The sequence below is a fragment of the Vreelandella salicampi genome (assembly GCF_013415105.1).
Taxonomy (GTDB): Bacteria; Pseudomonadota; Gammaproteobacteria; order Pseudomonadales; family Halomonadaceae; genus Vreelandella; species Vreelandella salicampi.
In genome coordinates this window covers 16,580-31,764 of sequence record NZ_JACCDF010000019.1, presented here as the reverse complement: position 1 = coordinate 31,764, position 15,185 = coordinate 16,580, and the positions used below count along the sequence as shown (strand labels likewise).

The window sequence follows — 15,185 nt, the reverse complement described above, 5'->3', positions numbered from 1 at the left end:
CACGCTTAAGGAAACGACAACATAAAAGGGGAAACCGTGATGAGCAAGAGGATTATAGGCGGGCTAGGCCTGCTACTTGGTGCCGGTTTGTATACGGGCAGCGTGCTCGCTGTTGGGCCGGGCGACCCAGATCGCGGCCAAACGGCAGCCGCAACATGTACTGCGTGCCACCAAGCCGACGGCAGTGGTAAAAATGTGCCGGGCGGTGAATCGTGGCCACGTTTAGCCGGCTTAGATGCCGGTTATATCGAAAAGCAGCTGCACGATTTTCAAGCCGGGCGTCGCCAGAATGCCACCATGATGCCCTTCGCTAACATGCTGAACGACCAGCAGATAGTGGATGTGGCGGCCTATTACAGCCAGATGGAGGTTACCTCCGCTGGCGGTGGGGAGAGTGCTTCCGATGCGCTCCTCAACCGTGGGGAGCAGATTGCCAACCGGGGAGACTGGGATAAATATATTGTCTCGTGCAAAAGCTGCCACGGCCCAGGCGGCAAAGGTGTCGGCAGTGATTTCCCGGGTATTGCCAGCCAGCATGCGGGTTACATTCGTACCCAGCTGCACGCCTGGAAAGACGGCGAACGTTCCAACGACCCGCAGGACTTGATGGGGGCCATTGCCAAGCGCATGAGCGATGATGATATCGAGGCGGTAGCAGCTTGGTACGCCAGTCAAACGGTCAGCGCAGAAGGGGAGGAATAATCATGATCATGCGTAAAAAAAGCCTTGCGCTGGCAGTCGTCGGTGCCTCTATCGCCGCGGCAGGCGTCGTGACAGCCAACGCCCAAAGCGACGGCGAGCAGAACGCTGAGACGCCCTATCAAAATCTGGTCGAGATGGGCTACCCGGCGCCGCAAGAAGGCCAGTTGGTGCATGTGCCGCCGACCATGGCGGATCTCGAAGACGCCGACTTGCATCCTGAGCTCAAAAAAGTCATTCGTCGTGGTTATGACCTGTTTACCAACACCCAGCAGCTCAGAGGGAAGAATGTCTTTAACGACATGAACTGCTCTAGTTGCCACTTAGGGGAAGGTCGTCAGCCGTTTAGTGCGCCAGTGTGGCCTGCGGCAATTACCTTGCCGAACTTCCGCGGTAAAAACCAACACGTCAACAACTTGGAAGAGCGCATCGCCGGCTGTTTCGCCTACTCAATGAACGGCACGCCGCCCGAGTATGGCAGCGATGATATGTTGGCGTTGTCGGCGTATCACCGCTGGTTAGCCAAGGGTGCGCCGGTTTACCCCGATCAGCCGATTTACGGCCGTGGCTTCCCGCCGCCCGACCGCCCGGAAGCGCTAAGTTACGCGCGGGGTGAGACGGTTTATCAGGAGCAGTGCGCGATTTGCCACCAGGAAGATGGTTCAGGTCACTACGAGGATGGCGAGTATGTCTTTCCTGCGCTCTGGGGCGATGGCTCCAACAACTGGGGTGCCGGTATCGTGCGCACGCACACAGCGGCTGGGTTTATCAAAAACAACATGCCGCTAGGTCAGCCGCTGTCGCTATCTGACCAAGAAGCGTGGGACGTGGCGTATTACATGACGCGGCAAGAGCGCCCGCAGGACCCGCGCTATGACGGCAGCGTAGATGACATGCTTGAGAAGTTCGGACCGACCTTCCACAAACACTCAAGCTATGGCGACGTACGTGAACACGATGACCACCGCTTAGCGGATCACGCTAATTGGGGTGAAAAAGGCGAAGAGGTCATTCCCTGGAACGTCGGCGTACCGCGTTTTGAAGACTTAGAGGATTGAGGTGTCTAATTAAAAAAAGCGCTTTTTAGCTTAAGCCCCGCCCGGCTATTTCGCTGGGCGGGGTTTTATTAAATTTTTCTTCTGCGCTGGCCATCGACAGAGTCGCCGACACGACCTAAAGTAGTTTAAGGTATTACCTTTTGCTACGGAGGTCAGCATGGCAAAACCAACATCGATCAAACTCGCCGATGAGTTGAAAGGAAGATTGCAGCATCTGGCCGACGCCCGTCAGCGATCAGCACATTGGCTCATGCGTGATGCTATTGAACAGTACGTAGAGCGCGAGGAAAGGCGAGAGGCTTTCAAGCAGGAGACTCTCAAAGCTTGGGAGGAATACCAATCAACAGGCTTGCATGTCGCTGCTGACGAAGTGGAGCAGTGGCTAGTCAGCTGGGGGAAGGACGATGAGGTGTCGGCTCCAACATGCCACAAGTGATCTTTGCCCCGGCAGCCGTCCGGGACCTTGAGCGATTGCGTGAGTTCCTACGGCCGAAGAATCCAGCAGCAGCCGAAAGAGCCGCTAGGGAGATTGTTCACGGCATCCAGGAGCTTGGAAAATTCCCCCATATAGGTCGCCCGATTGATGATCTACCTGAGGAATATCGGGATTGGCTGATCGATTTTGGTGATGACGGTTACATCGCGCGATATCGTCTTGATGTGGACACTGTGGTGGTATTGGCCATCCGTCACCAGAGAGAAGCCGGTTTCTGACGTCTTACCCCACAGTGTACTGAAAATGGAAGTACGATAAGCTGATCTTATACATTACGGAGGATAAGCGTCATTTATCCCCTATAGAGGATGAATGACCGAATATCCTCTATAGGGGATAAAATATTAAGATGAAGGCTCTTCGCTACCCATCATCTCAACCAGGCGCTCATCGCTGGGCATACCTTCTATGCGCTCGATGCGCATGGTGCCGTTGTCGGTTTCGCGCTGAAATGCACTGGTGGGGGTGGCGTAGAGCCCCAGGTCTTCAAAGAGCTGGTTGTTGGCATACACGTGCTCTTCGATATCGCGGGGCTGGGCGCTGGCTTCAATACGGTCGCCACGTTTGTGCGCGCGTAAGGCCGCCGCTGGGTCATCAGCGCCTAACATAGCGGCAGCTTTACCGGGGCTATCGGCGGCGAGAATACCCACCATAATGTGGCGCAACTGCACCTTGCCGGCGTCGACCCATGGCCGTGTGGCTTCCCAAAGTTGTTGGCAGTACGGGCAGTTGGGGTCGGTGAAGGTATAAATCACACGAGGGGCGTCGAGGTCGCCGTCTTGAATCCAGTGGCTCTCTTCGAGCAATGCCCAGGTTTGCGCTTCTAGCGGGGCGCGAACGTGTTCATCAAGCTGTGGCTTGGTGAGATCATTGCCGTCGCTGTCCATCAGGGTGCCGACAATGGCGTGCTCGCCATCGGGGGTTAAGTAGATCGCCATTTCTCGGCCTTGTACACTCGCCCCAAAGCCGCGCATCCCGCCGGGGGCGCTAAACTGGCCGTGGATGTCAATGCCTTGGCTTTCCAGGGCTTTGACGGGCGCGGGAAGTTCTTCTTGCGCTAACACTTGCGCGCTTACGTCGGACAATAAGGCGGATGAAAGCACTAAAATAGGCGCTAAAAGCGTTGATGATCGCAACATAGTGTCCTCTTGAGCGTGGAGAGCTTGCGTGACGGTTGGGGTGGCGAAGGAGTATAAACGAATTATCTCAAGCGAAGATTAGCCGCGGATTAGTGCCACGAAGACGTTGTGAAGAAAGCGTTTGGCCCTGTTTGTATGAATCCAGCCGCTTAAGTCGTTACAATGCGTTATAGAATAAATCGTAACGTATGCTTTTTAACACGCCTGACAACAGGTCAACCCAATGCATTGCCCCTTTTGTGGTGCTAACGATACCCGAGTGACAGACTCCCGTTTGGTGGCGGATGGTGATCAAGTGCGCCGTCGCCGCCAATGCGCGGCTTGCCATGAGCGTTTCACTACCTACGAAACGGCCGAGCTGATCATGCCGCGCGTGGTAAAATCTGACGGTTCGCGCGAGTCCTTTGACGAGCAGAAATTGCGCGCGGGGATGTTGCGCGCCCTGGAAAAACGCCCGGTCAGCGCGGAGGCCATCGAAACGGCGGTTGAGCGTATTCGCCAAACGTTGCGCGCCCGAGGGGATCGGGAAATCAATGCGCGGGAAATCGGCGAGTCGGTGATGCAGGCGCTCAAGCAGTTAGACCAAGTGGCGTATATCCGCTTTGCCTCGGTATACCGCAAGTTTCAAGATTTGGACGAATTTCGTGCCGAAATCGACCGCCTTTCGCAAGAACCTTGACCTAAAGGGCGCTCTCGCCGATGCCGTTTACACCCGATGACCATCACTACATGGCGCGTGCGCTGCATTTAGCCGAGCGTGGCCTTTATACCACCGACCCGAACCCTCGCGTGGGCTGCGTAATCGTGCGCCATGCTGCGGTGGTCGGCGAGGGCTTTCATGTGCGGGCGGGCGAGCCCCACGCGGAAATTCATGCCCTTGTGGCGGCGGGCACAAACGCCGAGGGCGCTACCGTGTATGTCACCTTAGAGCCTTGTTCCCACACCGGACGCACCGGCCCCTGTGCATTGGCGCTGGCGGAGGCGAAGGTTGCCCGCGTGGTGGTGGCGATGGTGGACCCGAATCCGCAGGTCAGTGGTCGCGGCATTCGCCTGCTGGAAGAGGCGGGGATTCAGGTCGATGTCGGGTTATTAGCGGACGATGCACGGCAGCTTAACCCAGGCTTTATCGCGCGTATGGCGCATAAACGCCCCTTCGTGCGGCTGAAAATGGCGATGAGCTTGGATGGCCGAACCGCGATGGGTTCCGGTGAATCGCAGTGGATCACCGGCCCAGAGGCGCGCCGTCACGTGCAGCGCTTACGTGCCCGCTCGAGTGCGGTGTTAAGCGGCGTGGAGTCTGTCATTATGGACGATTCACGCTTAACGCTGCGTGCCGAGCAGCTTCAGTTGCCTAACGCCGACGAAGTCGTGCTGCGCCAACCGTTGCGGGTGATTTTGGATACGCGCTTGCGCTTACCGCTCGCCGCTGCCTGTTTGTCTGCCCCCGGGCGAACGCTAATCCTCACCACGGCTGCTCACGCGCCGGAAAAACGCACCAAGCTCGAACAAGCGGGGGCTGACGTGCAAGTACTTCCGGCTGCGGAAGGGGGGCGTATCGATCTGCGTCAGATGCTTAGTTGGTTGGCTGAAAATGAGCAGGTTAACGAGCTGCTGGTGGAAACCGGTGCCACGCTCGCTGGCGCCATGCTGGCCGCCGATGTGGTGGACGAGATGCAGCTTTTTGTCGCACCGACACTCTTAGGCGGTGAAGCGCGGCCGCTGTTTGCCCTGCCGGGCTTGAGTAAAATGGCCGACCAGCGTCGGCTGACCATTCACGATATTCGCGCGGTGGGGCAGGACTGGCGAATTGTCGCCTCCCCGGTTCGTGACTAGCGCCGTCAGTCATACCAAGGTACCCTGACGCGCGAAATCGCACGCAATGCGACACAGACTTGGAGATTCCATGGCGCACTCCTCCTCCGGGGGTCTGGCCCCCATCGCTGACTTGGTAGACGACATTCGCCAAGGCAAAATGGTGATCCTCATGGACGACGAGGATCGAGAAAACGAAGGTGATATCATCATGGCCGCGGAGAAAGTCCAGGCCGAGCATATCAACTTCATGGCACGTCATGCCCGTGGGCTGATTTGCCTGCCAATGACGCGCCACCGTTGCGAGCAGCTGAATCTGCCACTAATGGTGAGCGATAACGGCTCGGGCTTTGGTACCAAATTCACGCTTTCGATTGAAGCGACTACCGGGGTAACAACCGGTATTTCCGCGGCTGATCGTGCACGCACCGTGCAAGCGGCTGTCGCCCCGAATGCCACGGCTGCCGATATTGTTCAGCCGGGGCATATTTTCCCGCTGATGGCGGAGCCGGGTGGCGTGCTGCGTCGAGCGGGTCATACCGAAGCGGCGTGTGATTTGGCTTCGCTTGCCGGCTGCGACCCGAGCGGTGTGATCTGCGAAATCATGAACGATGATGGCAGCATGGCGCGCCGACCGGAGCTTGAGGCGTTTGCCAAAGAGCACGGCATCAAAATGGGCACTATCGCCGATTTGATCCACTACCGCATCGTTAACGAGCAGACCGTGGATCACGTCGAGGCGTTGCCGCAAAGCACCGCTCATGGCGACATGATGCTGCATGTCTTTCGCGACCGTATTCAAGGCGCTCACCATTTGGCGCTGGTGAACGGTCAGCCTACCGCCGATCAACCGACGACCGTACGCGTGCACTTAGCGGATACGCTGCACGATGTGATGGGTCTGTTAAAAGACGGCAAGCACCGCTGGGATGCCCAGCGTGCCCTGGCGGAAATTGCCAGCGCCGAGCCCGGTGTTTTTGTCTTGATTGACGATGCGCGTCCGCATCAAGATTTGAAAGATCAGCTAGATATTTTCTTAGATCGTGTGCGTCAGCCGCGTACCAGCGATTCTGATGGCGCGGGTAACTATTTGACCATTGGCACGGGCTCGCAGATTTTGCGCCACTTGGGCGTGGGTAAAATGCGACTATTGAGCTCGCCGTGGAAATTCTCCGCGCTTTCAGGCTTTGATTTGGAAGTCGTGGAGCGACTAAGCCCAACGGATGCCACTGGTGAGTCGACTTCTCAGCAGCACTCTATTTCAGCAGGAACAGATTGATGGAACCCCTCTCGCAAGTAGAAGGTAACTTTTTCGACGTTAATGGCCGCTATGTCCTCGTGGTGGGGCGCTTTAACCATCACGTGGTCGATAGCTTGGTTGAAGGTGCCGTGGATAGTCTGGTGCGTCACGGCGTCGATTCCGAGCAGATTCAAATCGTGCATGTCCCCGGTGCGTGGGAGCTGCCTTTGGCGGTGAAGAAAGTGCTGAAAGTGAGCCGCCCTGATGCAGTCATCGCCCTAGGGGCCGTGATCCGCGGTGGCACACCGCACTTTGAATACGTCGCCGGTGGCTGTAATTCGGCGATGAACAACCTCCAGCTGGAGTTTGATACGCCGGTCGCCAATGGTGTACTGACGGTCGAGTCGATTGAGCAAGCCATTGAACGTGCGGGCACTAAAGCCGGCAACAAAGGTACCGAAGCGGCGATGGCGGCGATGGAAATGGTGTCACTGTTACGTGCGCTTTCCCCGGAGGCCGGGCAATGAGTCAGCAGCGCAAGCCTTCTCGGGCGCAAGAAAGCCGCCACGCGGCGCGCGAGCTGGCCGTGCAGGGGCTTTATCAGTGGCAAATGACCCACAAATCCATGACCGCGATTGAATCGGAATTCCGTAGCCAGAAGCCCGACGACGACCTGGAAGATTACGAGAATTGGGCCAAGGTGATGGAAATCGCCGATAAGGCGCTGTTCCATGAGCTTTTGCACAACGTGGCGCGCTTCAAGGACGAGCTGGATCGTGATATCGCGCCGCTGCTTGATCGCCGCTTGGAAGATCTGGACGCCGTTGAATTGGCAATCCTGCGCTTAGGTGCCTACGAGCTCTCGCGTCGTCTGGAGGTGCCTTACCGTGTGGTCATTAATGAAGGTGTGGAGCTGGCTAAATCGTTTGGCGCCACCGATGGGCATAAATACGTGAACGGCATTCTGGATAAGCTGGCGAACCGCTTGCGCAGTGCCGAGGTTGTCGCGCGTCGCCAATGAGAGCGTCCGTGACGGCTACCTATCGCGTTAAGGGGCCTGTGTGCTTGCCGAATTCGATCTAATTCAGCGTTACTTTACCCCCTTAGCCCAAGGTCATGGTGTGGCCTTGGGTGGGGGTGACGATGCGGCATTGCTGACACCCGCGACCGGGCAGCAGCTGGTTGTCAGCGTTGATACGTCCGTGGTGAACGTTCACTTTCCGCCAGACGCGCCAGCTAAGGCGATAGGTCATCGCGCCTTGGCGGTCGCGCTGTCTGATCTGGCGGCGATGGGAGCAGATTCGCGTTGGTGCTTAATGGCGCTCACGCTCGATCAGCAGCGCTTAGGTGACGACGAGGTCGTTAGTACCTGGTTGCAGGCGTTTGCGCAAGGGTTTCTCGCCCTGTGTGATCAGCACGAGACGACGCTGGTCGGCGGTGATGTCACGTCTGGCAGCTTATCGGTCGGCGTTACCGTCATGGGGGAAGTGCCTAGCGGTTGCGCGCTAACGCGTAGCGGCGCACAGGCAGGCGATGTGATCGCGGTGACTGGCGCGTTAGGCGGTGGAGGCGGCGGTTTAGCACTATGGCAACAAGGTGAACGCGATCTGACGCATCCACTGTTGGCGCGTTACTTGCTGCCAGTGCCACGCCTTGCCGCGGGTCGAGCGCTACGGGAGATCGCGTCGAGTGCGTTGGATATTTCCGATGGTTTACTTGCGGATCTGACGCATCTTCGCGAGGCCTCTGGCGTGGGTGCGGTGCTTGACGCCGACGCTATTCCGCTTGCCGAGGGGCTGGTGGACGCCTTAGGCCCACAGCAAGCCCTGCAGGCAGCGCTGTCGGGTGGCGACGACTATGAGCTGCTGGTCACGGTTCCTCAGGCACACTGGGCGCAGGCTGAAGCTGCCCTGGCGCCGCTGAATGTTACGCTTACCGCCATCGGGCGATGTGTGGAAGAGCTCGGTGTGAGTGGTGTGCCTACTGAAGCCAAAACTGGGTGGCAACACTTTGTTGAGCAATCGGCATCAGGCCGTTATCGGCCGGGGAACCGTGGGGGAGGGGCGCATGAATAAATCGCCGTCTAGCGTTTGGCGACGTCCTACGCACTTTTTTGCCTTTGGATTGGGCAGTGGCGCCGTGCCTTTTGCACCGGGGACGTTTGGTACCTTGGCCGCGATTCCTTTCTTCTGGCTCATGGCGGATTTGCCGCTAGACTGGTACTTGGGAATTGTTCTTGTCGCCTTTGTGGTAGGCGTTTGGCTGTGCGATAAAACGTCTCATGATCTGGGCGTGCACGATCACTCCGGTATTGTGTGGGATGAGTTCGTCGGCTATTGGATCACCATGGCAGCGGTACCGTTCTCTTGGGAAGCCGCGCTTTGGGGATTTGTTGTCTTCCGCGTATTTGATGTATTTAAACCGTGGCCGATTCGCTGGGCGGATCGCCGCGTTGCCGGCGGTTTCGGCATTATGATTGATGATGTAATGGCAGGGTTATACGCTTGGAGTACGATGCACCTTTGGTTCTGGCTGCATTAATGGGCTTTCTGCTCAGGCCGTGTTTTTAGAGGTGTGCGTCAGGGAGTAGCACCATGCGCAAGGAACGACTCATTGTCCCGGCCATTGCGGTGGTGGTCGTGGTGTGGATGGCCGCTCAGTTACTATCAAGCATCTTGTTTGAGCGCAGTATGCATCAAGCGCTTGAAGACTTAGAAGCCCGCGGCGAGTGGCATGTGCAGCGCACCGAAAGTGATGCTGGCTGGCTGACGTCTCACGGTAAGATCCTCCTTTCCCCGCTACTCGGTCGCCCATGGCGGCTGCAGGTCTCATACCGTGCTCGCCATGGTATTTTGAATACCGATATTGAAGGAACCCTCCTGCCGCGGTTAGACACCGCTTTGCAGCGTGCTGTCGGCGATGTGTCGGTGCCTTCTGCGCCCCGCTGGCAGGGGCGCTATCACACCTTAAGCGGACACACGGAGTTACGCCTGGCGCTGGCGCCGCTTGTGATCGAACAAGATGGCCGTTACCTGGAGGTGCGCGGAGCACGTGTGCGCTTAGAGGGCGTGTTTGGCGATTGGCGTCTGCGCGGCTTATTCAATGAGTTGGTGCTAAGAGATCGTGACGCCCGTTTGGTGCTCGGGCCTAGTGTGCTAGAGAGCCGCTATACCTACACGCAGGATGCCTACCACTTTAACCAGCATGACCAACTGCGGGTTGAGTCGTTATCGCTTATCCACCCTGAGCTTAATCTCACGGTGGCGCCACTCGAACTGAAAAGCGATATGGTGCTTGATGAACAAGAGTTGCGCATTGCTAGCGAGCTCATTGTTGGCGACGCCATTTTGGGCGATGAGGCGCCACAGGCGCCGATACTACGCGGGCGGATAGCGGCGGAACTTTCCCGCATTGACGCCGATGCCGTTCGCGAGGTAATTGCCCAGCTGCGTCAGGAAGCCGCGCGAGGAAGCGTCGATATGCCGGTGGAAGAGGGGCTGTTAGCGCGTCTTGAACCTAACCTTTTGCAAACGCTGAAAGAGTCACCGCGGTTGGATATTCACGCCATCGATATGCAAAGCCCGCTTTTGGGTATCGATATCGATGCCGATGGCGCGCTATTTTTTGATTCTCGCCGCTTAGATGAGCTTAGCTTAATCGACGCATCGCGTCAGCCGATGCCGTCACGTTGGCGTTCTCACTTCGAAGGCGATATCACCTGGGACAATGCGCCGCCTGTCGTTGCGTTGTGGCTGGGGCTTCCCCTAAGTACGCGCTCACTCACGTTTGACCTGATTCAGGGAAAGTGGCGGGTGAACGGACGCCCGCTCCCCGATTTCTAGTCGCATTGGGCACACACTTGGGCCTTCCGCCTTGAAGTTTTGCGCAACTGCCCGCATTCCTTAGGCAATGCTTGGCGACGCATACGTCGCCACTGATTCCGAGGGAGGGCGCATGAGCGACCAGGATTTTGACCACGAATTTGATAACGACGTCGACAGTGAAAACGAAGCCCCAACGTGGGTAGCGGAAGAAGAGGCCTCCGCCTACGAGCAGGAACATGAACGCAGCGAAGAAGAGTACCGCTCCGATGGTGAGCAAGTGCACTCTATTGTGTCGGCAAGCGACATGCTGCCAGAGCGCATTTACCTGTTACCGATTCATAATCGCCCTTTCTTTCCTGCCCAAGTGCAGCCGTTGGTGATTAACCGCGAGCGCTGGGAAGAGACAATGCGTCGGCTGGGCAACACGCCACATCACACGATTGGGGTGGCGTTTGTCGGTGAGGCAGGCGTGGATTCGCTCAGTGCCGATAGCTTTCCTGAGATCGGCACCGCCGTCAAAGTGCATAAGCTCAAAAGCGAAGACCAGCAGATTCAGTTTATTGCCCAGGGGTTGCAGCGCTTTAAAATCAAGCGCTGGTTGTCGAAAGAACCGCCCTACCTGGTAGAGGTTACTTACCCCAAAGAGCCGGTTGACGCCGAGAATGAAGAGACCCGCGCCTATGCCATGGCGATTATCAACGGCATCAAAGAGTTGCTGCCGATTAATCCGCTGTATGGCGAAGAGCTCAAGCACTATCTGAACCGCTTCAGCCCGAATCAGCCGGGGCCGTTGACCGACTTTGCCGCGGCGATTACCTCGGCCAAAGGCCCGGCGCTTCAGGATGTGCTCGCCACGCTATCCGTGGCCGAGCGCATGCAGAAAGTGTTGCCGCTGTTGCGCAAAGAGATCGATGTGGCGCAGCTGCAAAGCGAAATCAGCGAGCAGGTTAACGCGCAGATGCAGGAGCGTCAGCGTGAGTTCTTCCTGCGTGAGCAGCTCAAGGTCATCCAGCGTGAACTGGGAATTTCCAAGGACGACCGCGAAAACGATGTCGATACCTTCCGCGCGCGGCTGGAAAACCTGACCGTGCCCGAGCATGTGCAGGAACGTATTGACGAAGAGCTCCACAAGCTCAGCGTGCTGGAGACGGGCTCGCCGGAGTATGGCACGACACGCGGCTATTTGGATTGGCTCACCTGCCTGCCGTGGGGCGTGACCAGCGACGACAACCTGGATCTGCCCCATGCTCGTGAGGTGCTTGACCGCGACCACGATGGCTTAAAGGATGTGAAAGAGCGCATCATCGAGTTTCTCGCCGAGGGCACGTTCAAAGGCGACGTGGGCGGCTCAATTGTGCTGCTGGTAGGCCCGCCAGGGGTAGGTAAAACCTCTGTCGGCCGCTCGATTGCCGAGGCACTGGGGCGCAAGTTTTATCGCTTCTCGGTGGGCGGCATGCGCGACGAGGCAGAAATAAAAGGCCATCGCCGCACCTATATCGGTGCTATGCCCGGCAAGTTGGTGCAGGCGTTTAAGGAAGTCGAAGTCCAAAATCCGGTCATCATGCTTGATGAAGTCGATAAATTGGGACAATCGTTCCAGGGCGACCCGGCCTCTGCGCTGTTGGAAGTGCTTGACCCTGAGCAGAACGTCGATTTCCTGGATCACTACCTAGACGTGCGCATGGATCTTTCGAAGGTATTGTTCGTCTGTACGGCGAACACGCTGGATTCGATCCCCGGGCCGCTTCTTGATCGCATGGAGCAGATTCGTCTCTCAGGCTATATCGCCGAAGAGAAAGTTGCGATTGCCAAGCATCATCTGTGGCCGAAGCTGTTGAAACGCGATAACTTGAGTAAAAAGCGTATCAACCTGACGGATGCGGCGCTGAAACAGGTGATCGAGGGCTATGCACGTGAAGCAGGTGTGCGCCAGTTAGAAAAACAGCTACACCGTATTGTGCGTAAAGCCGCCGTGAAAATGCTCGAAAATGAGCAAGAAACGGTCAAAGTGTCGGTGAATAACTTAGAAGAGTTTCTGGGTAAACCCATCTTCCGCAAAGAGAAGGTGCTTAGGGGCGAAGGCGTGGTGACGGGCCTTGCCTGGACCAGCATGGGGGGCGTTACGTTGCCGATTGAGGCGACCAAGGTGCACTCGCTGGATCGTGGCTTCAAACTGACCGGCAAACTCGGTGATGTGATGCAAGAGTCGGCTAATATTGCCTACAGTTATACCTTGGGCCACTTGGAAGAGTACGGCGCCGATGCGGGTTTCTTCGATTCGGCGTTTGTTCACCTGCATGTGCCCGAAGGGGCGACCCCCAAAGACGGCCCATCGGCTGGCGTGTCAATGACCACGGCGCTGCTCTCTTTGGCGAAGCACGAGGCGATCAACCGGCCCTTGGCGATGACCGGTGAGTTAACGCTTACCGGACAGGTGCTGCCGGTCGGTGGTATTCGCGAGAAAGTGATCGCCGCCCGGCGCAGCGATATCTTCGAGGTAATTCTGCCCGAAGCCAACCGTCGCGATTACGATGAGCTGCCAGACTACCTGACAGAAGGGGTGACGGTGCACTTTGCTGATCGCTATCAGGATGTCGCCAAGGTTGTTTTCGGCTGAGGGTCTACGACGCTCTTCTCTGTACGCTTTCTTGATTTCTTCCCTGATCTCTTCCCTACACAACGCTGCGCGGTTCGCGTGGCGTTGATTTCCTCATACTTTAGTCGTTGTGTGTCAACGCTAATCTCTATACGTTTAAGCTTATATATATACCAAAGGCAAGTATGAGGGACAGTAATGCGCGATAATCAGCCGGTAACCGATAAAGAGTACGCGTTGGAGAACGACGACGTATTAATTTCTCGCTCTGATACAGACGGAAATATCACCTACGCCAACTCCGACTTTGTCACGGTGAGTGGCTATACCTACGATGAACTCATTGGTTCCCCACAAAACCTGTTGCGTCACCCCGATATGCCGCCGCAGGTGTTTAAAGATCTCTGGGAAACGCTAAAAGCGGGCCATACCTGGCAAGGTGTGCTGAAAAACCGGTGTAAAAACGGGGATTATTACTGGGTACAAGCCACGGTGGCGGCGTTGCGTGATGGCGATCAGGTGGTGGGTTACACCTCGGTCCAACGTCGCGCGACGCAAAAAGCGATTCAGCGTGCCGAGCGTGTCTATGCCACGATTTGCCGGAAAGGCAGCTTACGCGGATATAAGCTCCAACGCGGGGAAATCAAGCGCACGGGACCGGTGGGCTGGATGGCGCGCTTTAGCTTTAACAGCATGCGGGCGAAGCTGATGGGCATGGTGCTTGTCGCCGTTGTTCTGCTTGCCGTTGCCGGTAGCTTGGGCGTATACGGGCTGATGGTGTCGGGAGAGCGTTTAGCGCGGTTGAATCAAGCCGGGCTTGAAGACGTGGCAAGTTTGCAAGCCATTGAGCGACTGCTTAACCAGGAAGTTAACGCCTTGGCGCCGGCGGCGCGCAATCCGCGAGGTGTAGACCTCCAGGCGCTCATCTCGACTTGGGAAGAAAGCGAAGCGCGCATGAATGACCGATGGGAGCAGTATAGCAATTCGGATCAAACCGAACGCCAAGACGTTACCGATTTTCGTGACCAGCTAAACGCCATTCATGAGGGGATTAGCACCACTTATGCCGCATTGGACGATGGACAAGGGTTTCAGGCGTTTGAATCCTTCAACGGCGACGTAGAGCCTACGTTAGCGGCGCTTAAAGCCTCCGCTGATGCCCTTGTTGCGCGTGAACGTGAGTTGGCGGCCGAGTTAATGGGCGCCGCCCAAGCCGGGCAAACGCAAATGTTGATCGCCCAAGCAGGGGTGCTGATTATCGGCATCGCGACGATGGTGCTGTTAAGCGTATTGATTTTTAGGTCGCTCTTAAGCTCGCTAAACGACGCGCGTCGGGTCACCTTTCAAATTGCCGCAGGTAATTTGGCAACGCGGGTTAATCAGCAACGCCAGGATGAGCTGGGTGACCTGCTGAACTCGATTCGCACGATGCGAGCATCGCTGTCGAGCATCGTGGGGGAAGTCGATGAGCGCATCCAAGTGGTGACCCCGGCGGCACAGCGTATTGCCGATGAAAACGAAGACCTCGCGTCGCGCACCGAACAGCAGGCGTCATCGTTGCAGCAAACCGCCTCCAGCATGGATCAAATGACCGCCACGGTGCAGCAAAATACCGACAATGCGCGACAAGCGAATAAACTTGCCATGGAAAATGCGAATGCCACCCGTGAGACAGGCGAGAAAATGCAGGAGCTGGTTGAGCGAATGGAGGGTATTGCTAAGCGCTCAGCCAAGATGACCGATATTATCAGCGTGATCGATGGCATCGCTTTCCAGACCAATATTCTGGCACTGAATGCGTCGGTCGAGGCTGCTCGAGCCGGTGAAGCCGGGCGCGGTTTCGCGGTGGTGGCAAGTGAGGTGCGCCAGCTTGCAGGGCGTAGTGCGACGGCCGCACAGGAAATTCGCGAGCTGATTGATGCCTCCGACAGCGAGATTCAAAGTGGCCGAAAGGCGGCAGGGGAGGCGGAAACGTCCATTGAAGCCGTGGTCGCGCAGGTGATGAAAGTGAGCGATCTCATGGAAGAAATCACGCATGCCTCGGAAGAGCAAACCAGCGGTATCACTCAGATCAACTCTGCCGTTTCTGAGATGGATCAAGTGACACAGCAAAATGCCAGCCGGGTGCAATCGATCGCTGAGGCGGCCAGCCAACTGACCAACGAGGCTCATGAGTTAGCCAACGTTATCGCCGCGTTCCGCCTGGAAGGCGGGCGTGAAGAGAGTATTGAAGCGGCATTGGCGCGGCTGGAGCGCACCTCACATCAACAGGCAGCGCCGAGGCTGGAGCACGCTCTCTAACCCCGCTAGTTTCATACGCG

The 15,185-nt window shown here is 57.1% G+C and carries 15 protein-coding genes; 14 read left to right on the top strand and 1 reads right to left on the bottom strand.

Annotated elements, in window-relative coordinates; translation table 11 throughout:
- The first annotated feature begins 39 nt into the window (after positions 1–39).
- The 4 genes from HZS81_RS16695 (at position 40) to HZS81_RS16680 (ending at position 2,471) form a co-directional block, all read left to right on the top strand.
- Complete coding sequence (locus HZS81_RS16695; protein WP_179931649.1) at positions 40–702, top strand: c-type cytochrome; 663 nt, start codon at positions 40–42, stop codon at positions 700–702.
- Positions 703–704: 2 nt separating this feature from the next.
- Positions 705–1,757: a c-type cytochrome gene (locus tag HZS81_RS16690; protein WP_206679574.1), complete on the top strand. Its 1,053-nt coding sequence runs from the start codon at positions 705–707 to the stop codon at positions 1,755–1,757.
- Positions 1,758–1,914: 157 nt separating this feature from the next.
- Entirely contained in the window at positions 1,915–2,193 is a 279-nt protein-coding gene (locus HZS81_RS16685; RefSeq protein WP_179931648.1) for a CopG family ribbon-helix-helix protein, read from the top strand.
- A complete protein-coding gene (locus HZS81_RS16680) occupies positions 2,181–2,471 on the top strand; it encodes a type II toxin-antitoxin system RelE/ParE family toxin (RefSeq protein WP_179931647.1) in 291 nt (96 codons plus the stop codon). The genes HZS81_RS16685 and HZS81_RS16680 overlap by 13 nt, the downstream gene beginning before the upstream one ends.
- A gap of 126 nt (positions 2,472–2,597) precedes the next feature.
- Here the strand turns inward: HZS81_RS16680 and dsbG are convergent, their stop codons facing one another.
- Positions 2,598–3,392, bottom strand: coding sequence for a thiol:disulfide interchange protein DsbG (gene dsbG / locus HZS81_RS16675; RefSeq protein WP_179931646.1), 795 nt, complete (start codon positions 3,390–3,392; stop codon positions 2,598–2,600).
- 223 nt (positions 3,393–3,615) lie between these two features.
- Between dsbG and nrdR the strand changes: the two genes are divergently transcribed.
- From nrdR to HZS81_RS16625, 10 genes are all read left to right on the top strand, one after another.
- On the top strand, positions 3,616–4,071 hold the full coding sequence (nrdR, locus tag HZS81_RS16670; protein ID WP_179931645.1) for a transcriptional regulator NrdR: 456 nt from the start codon (positions 3,616–3,618) through the stop codon (positions 4,069–4,071).
- 20 nt (positions 4,072–4,091) lie between these two features.
- Positions 4,092–5,225, top strand: coding sequence for a bifunctional diaminohydroxyphosphoribosylaminopyrimidine deaminase/5-amino-6-(5-phosphoribosylamino)uracil reductase RibD (gene ribD, locus HZS81_RS16665; protein ID WP_179931644.1), 1,134 nt, complete (start codon positions 4,092–4,094; stop codon positions 5,223–5,225).
- Between the two features lie 70 nt (positions 5,226–5,295).
- Positions 5,296–6,483 carry a bifunctional 3,4-dihydroxy-2-butanone-4-phosphate synthase/GTP cyclohydrolase II gene (gene ribBA / locus HZS81_RS16660; RefSeq protein ID WP_179931643.1) on the top strand — a complete coding sequence of 396 codons (1,188 nt, stop codon included), beginning with the start codon at positions 5,296–5,298 and terminating at the stop codon, positions 6,481–6,483.
- Positions 6,483–6,971, top strand: a complete 489-nt coding sequence (gene ribH / locus HZS81_RS16655; RefSeq protein ID WP_179931642.1) for a 6,7-dimethyl-8-ribityllumazine synthase — start codon at positions 6,483–6,485, stop codon at positions 6,969–6,971. Before ribBA ends, ribH begins: the two co-directional genes overlap by 1 nt.
- Positions 6,968–7,465 carry a transcription antitermination factor NusB gene (nusB, locus tag HZS81_RS16650; protein ID WP_179931641.1) on the top strand — a complete coding sequence of 166 codons (498 nt, stop codon included), beginning with the start codon at positions 6,968–6,970 and terminating at the stop codon, positions 7,463–7,465. Before ribH ends, nusB begins: the two co-directional genes overlap by 4 nt.
- Before the next feature lie 40 nt (positions 7,466–7,505).
- On the top strand, positions 7,506–8,519 hold the full coding sequence (thiL, locus tag HZS81_RS16645; protein ID WP_179931640.1) for a thiamine-phosphate kinase: 1,014 nt from the start codon (positions 7,506–7,508) through the stop codon (positions 8,517–8,519).
- Complete coding sequence (locus HZS81_RS16640) at positions 8,512–8,985, top strand: phosphatidylglycerophosphatase A family protein (protein WP_179931639.1); 474 nt, start codon at positions 8,512–8,514, stop codon at positions 8,983–8,985. Before thiL ends, HZS81_RS16640 begins: the two co-directional genes overlap by 8 nt.
- Before the next feature lie 53 nt (positions 8,986–9,038).
- Positions 9,039–10,286, top strand: a complete 1,248-nt coding sequence (locus tag HZS81_RS16635) for a DUF945 family protein (RefSeq protein WP_179931638.1) — start codon at positions 9,039–9,041, stop codon at positions 10,284–10,286.
- Positions 10,287–10,398: 112 nt separating this feature from the next.
- Entirely contained in the window at positions 10,399–12,885 is a 2,487-nt protein-coding gene (lon, locus tag HZS81_RS16630; protein WP_179931637.1) for an endopeptidase La, read from the top strand.
- A gap of 177 nt (positions 12,886–13,062) precedes the next feature.
- The gene (locus HZS81_RS16625) at positions 13,063–15,165 is read left to right on the top strand and encodes a methyl-accepting chemotaxis protein (RefSeq protein ID WP_179931636.1); all 2,103 of its coding nucleotides are present in this window, start codon (positions 13,063–13,065) and stop codon (positions 15,163–15,165) included.
- Positions 15,166–15,185 lie beyond the last annotated feature (20 nt).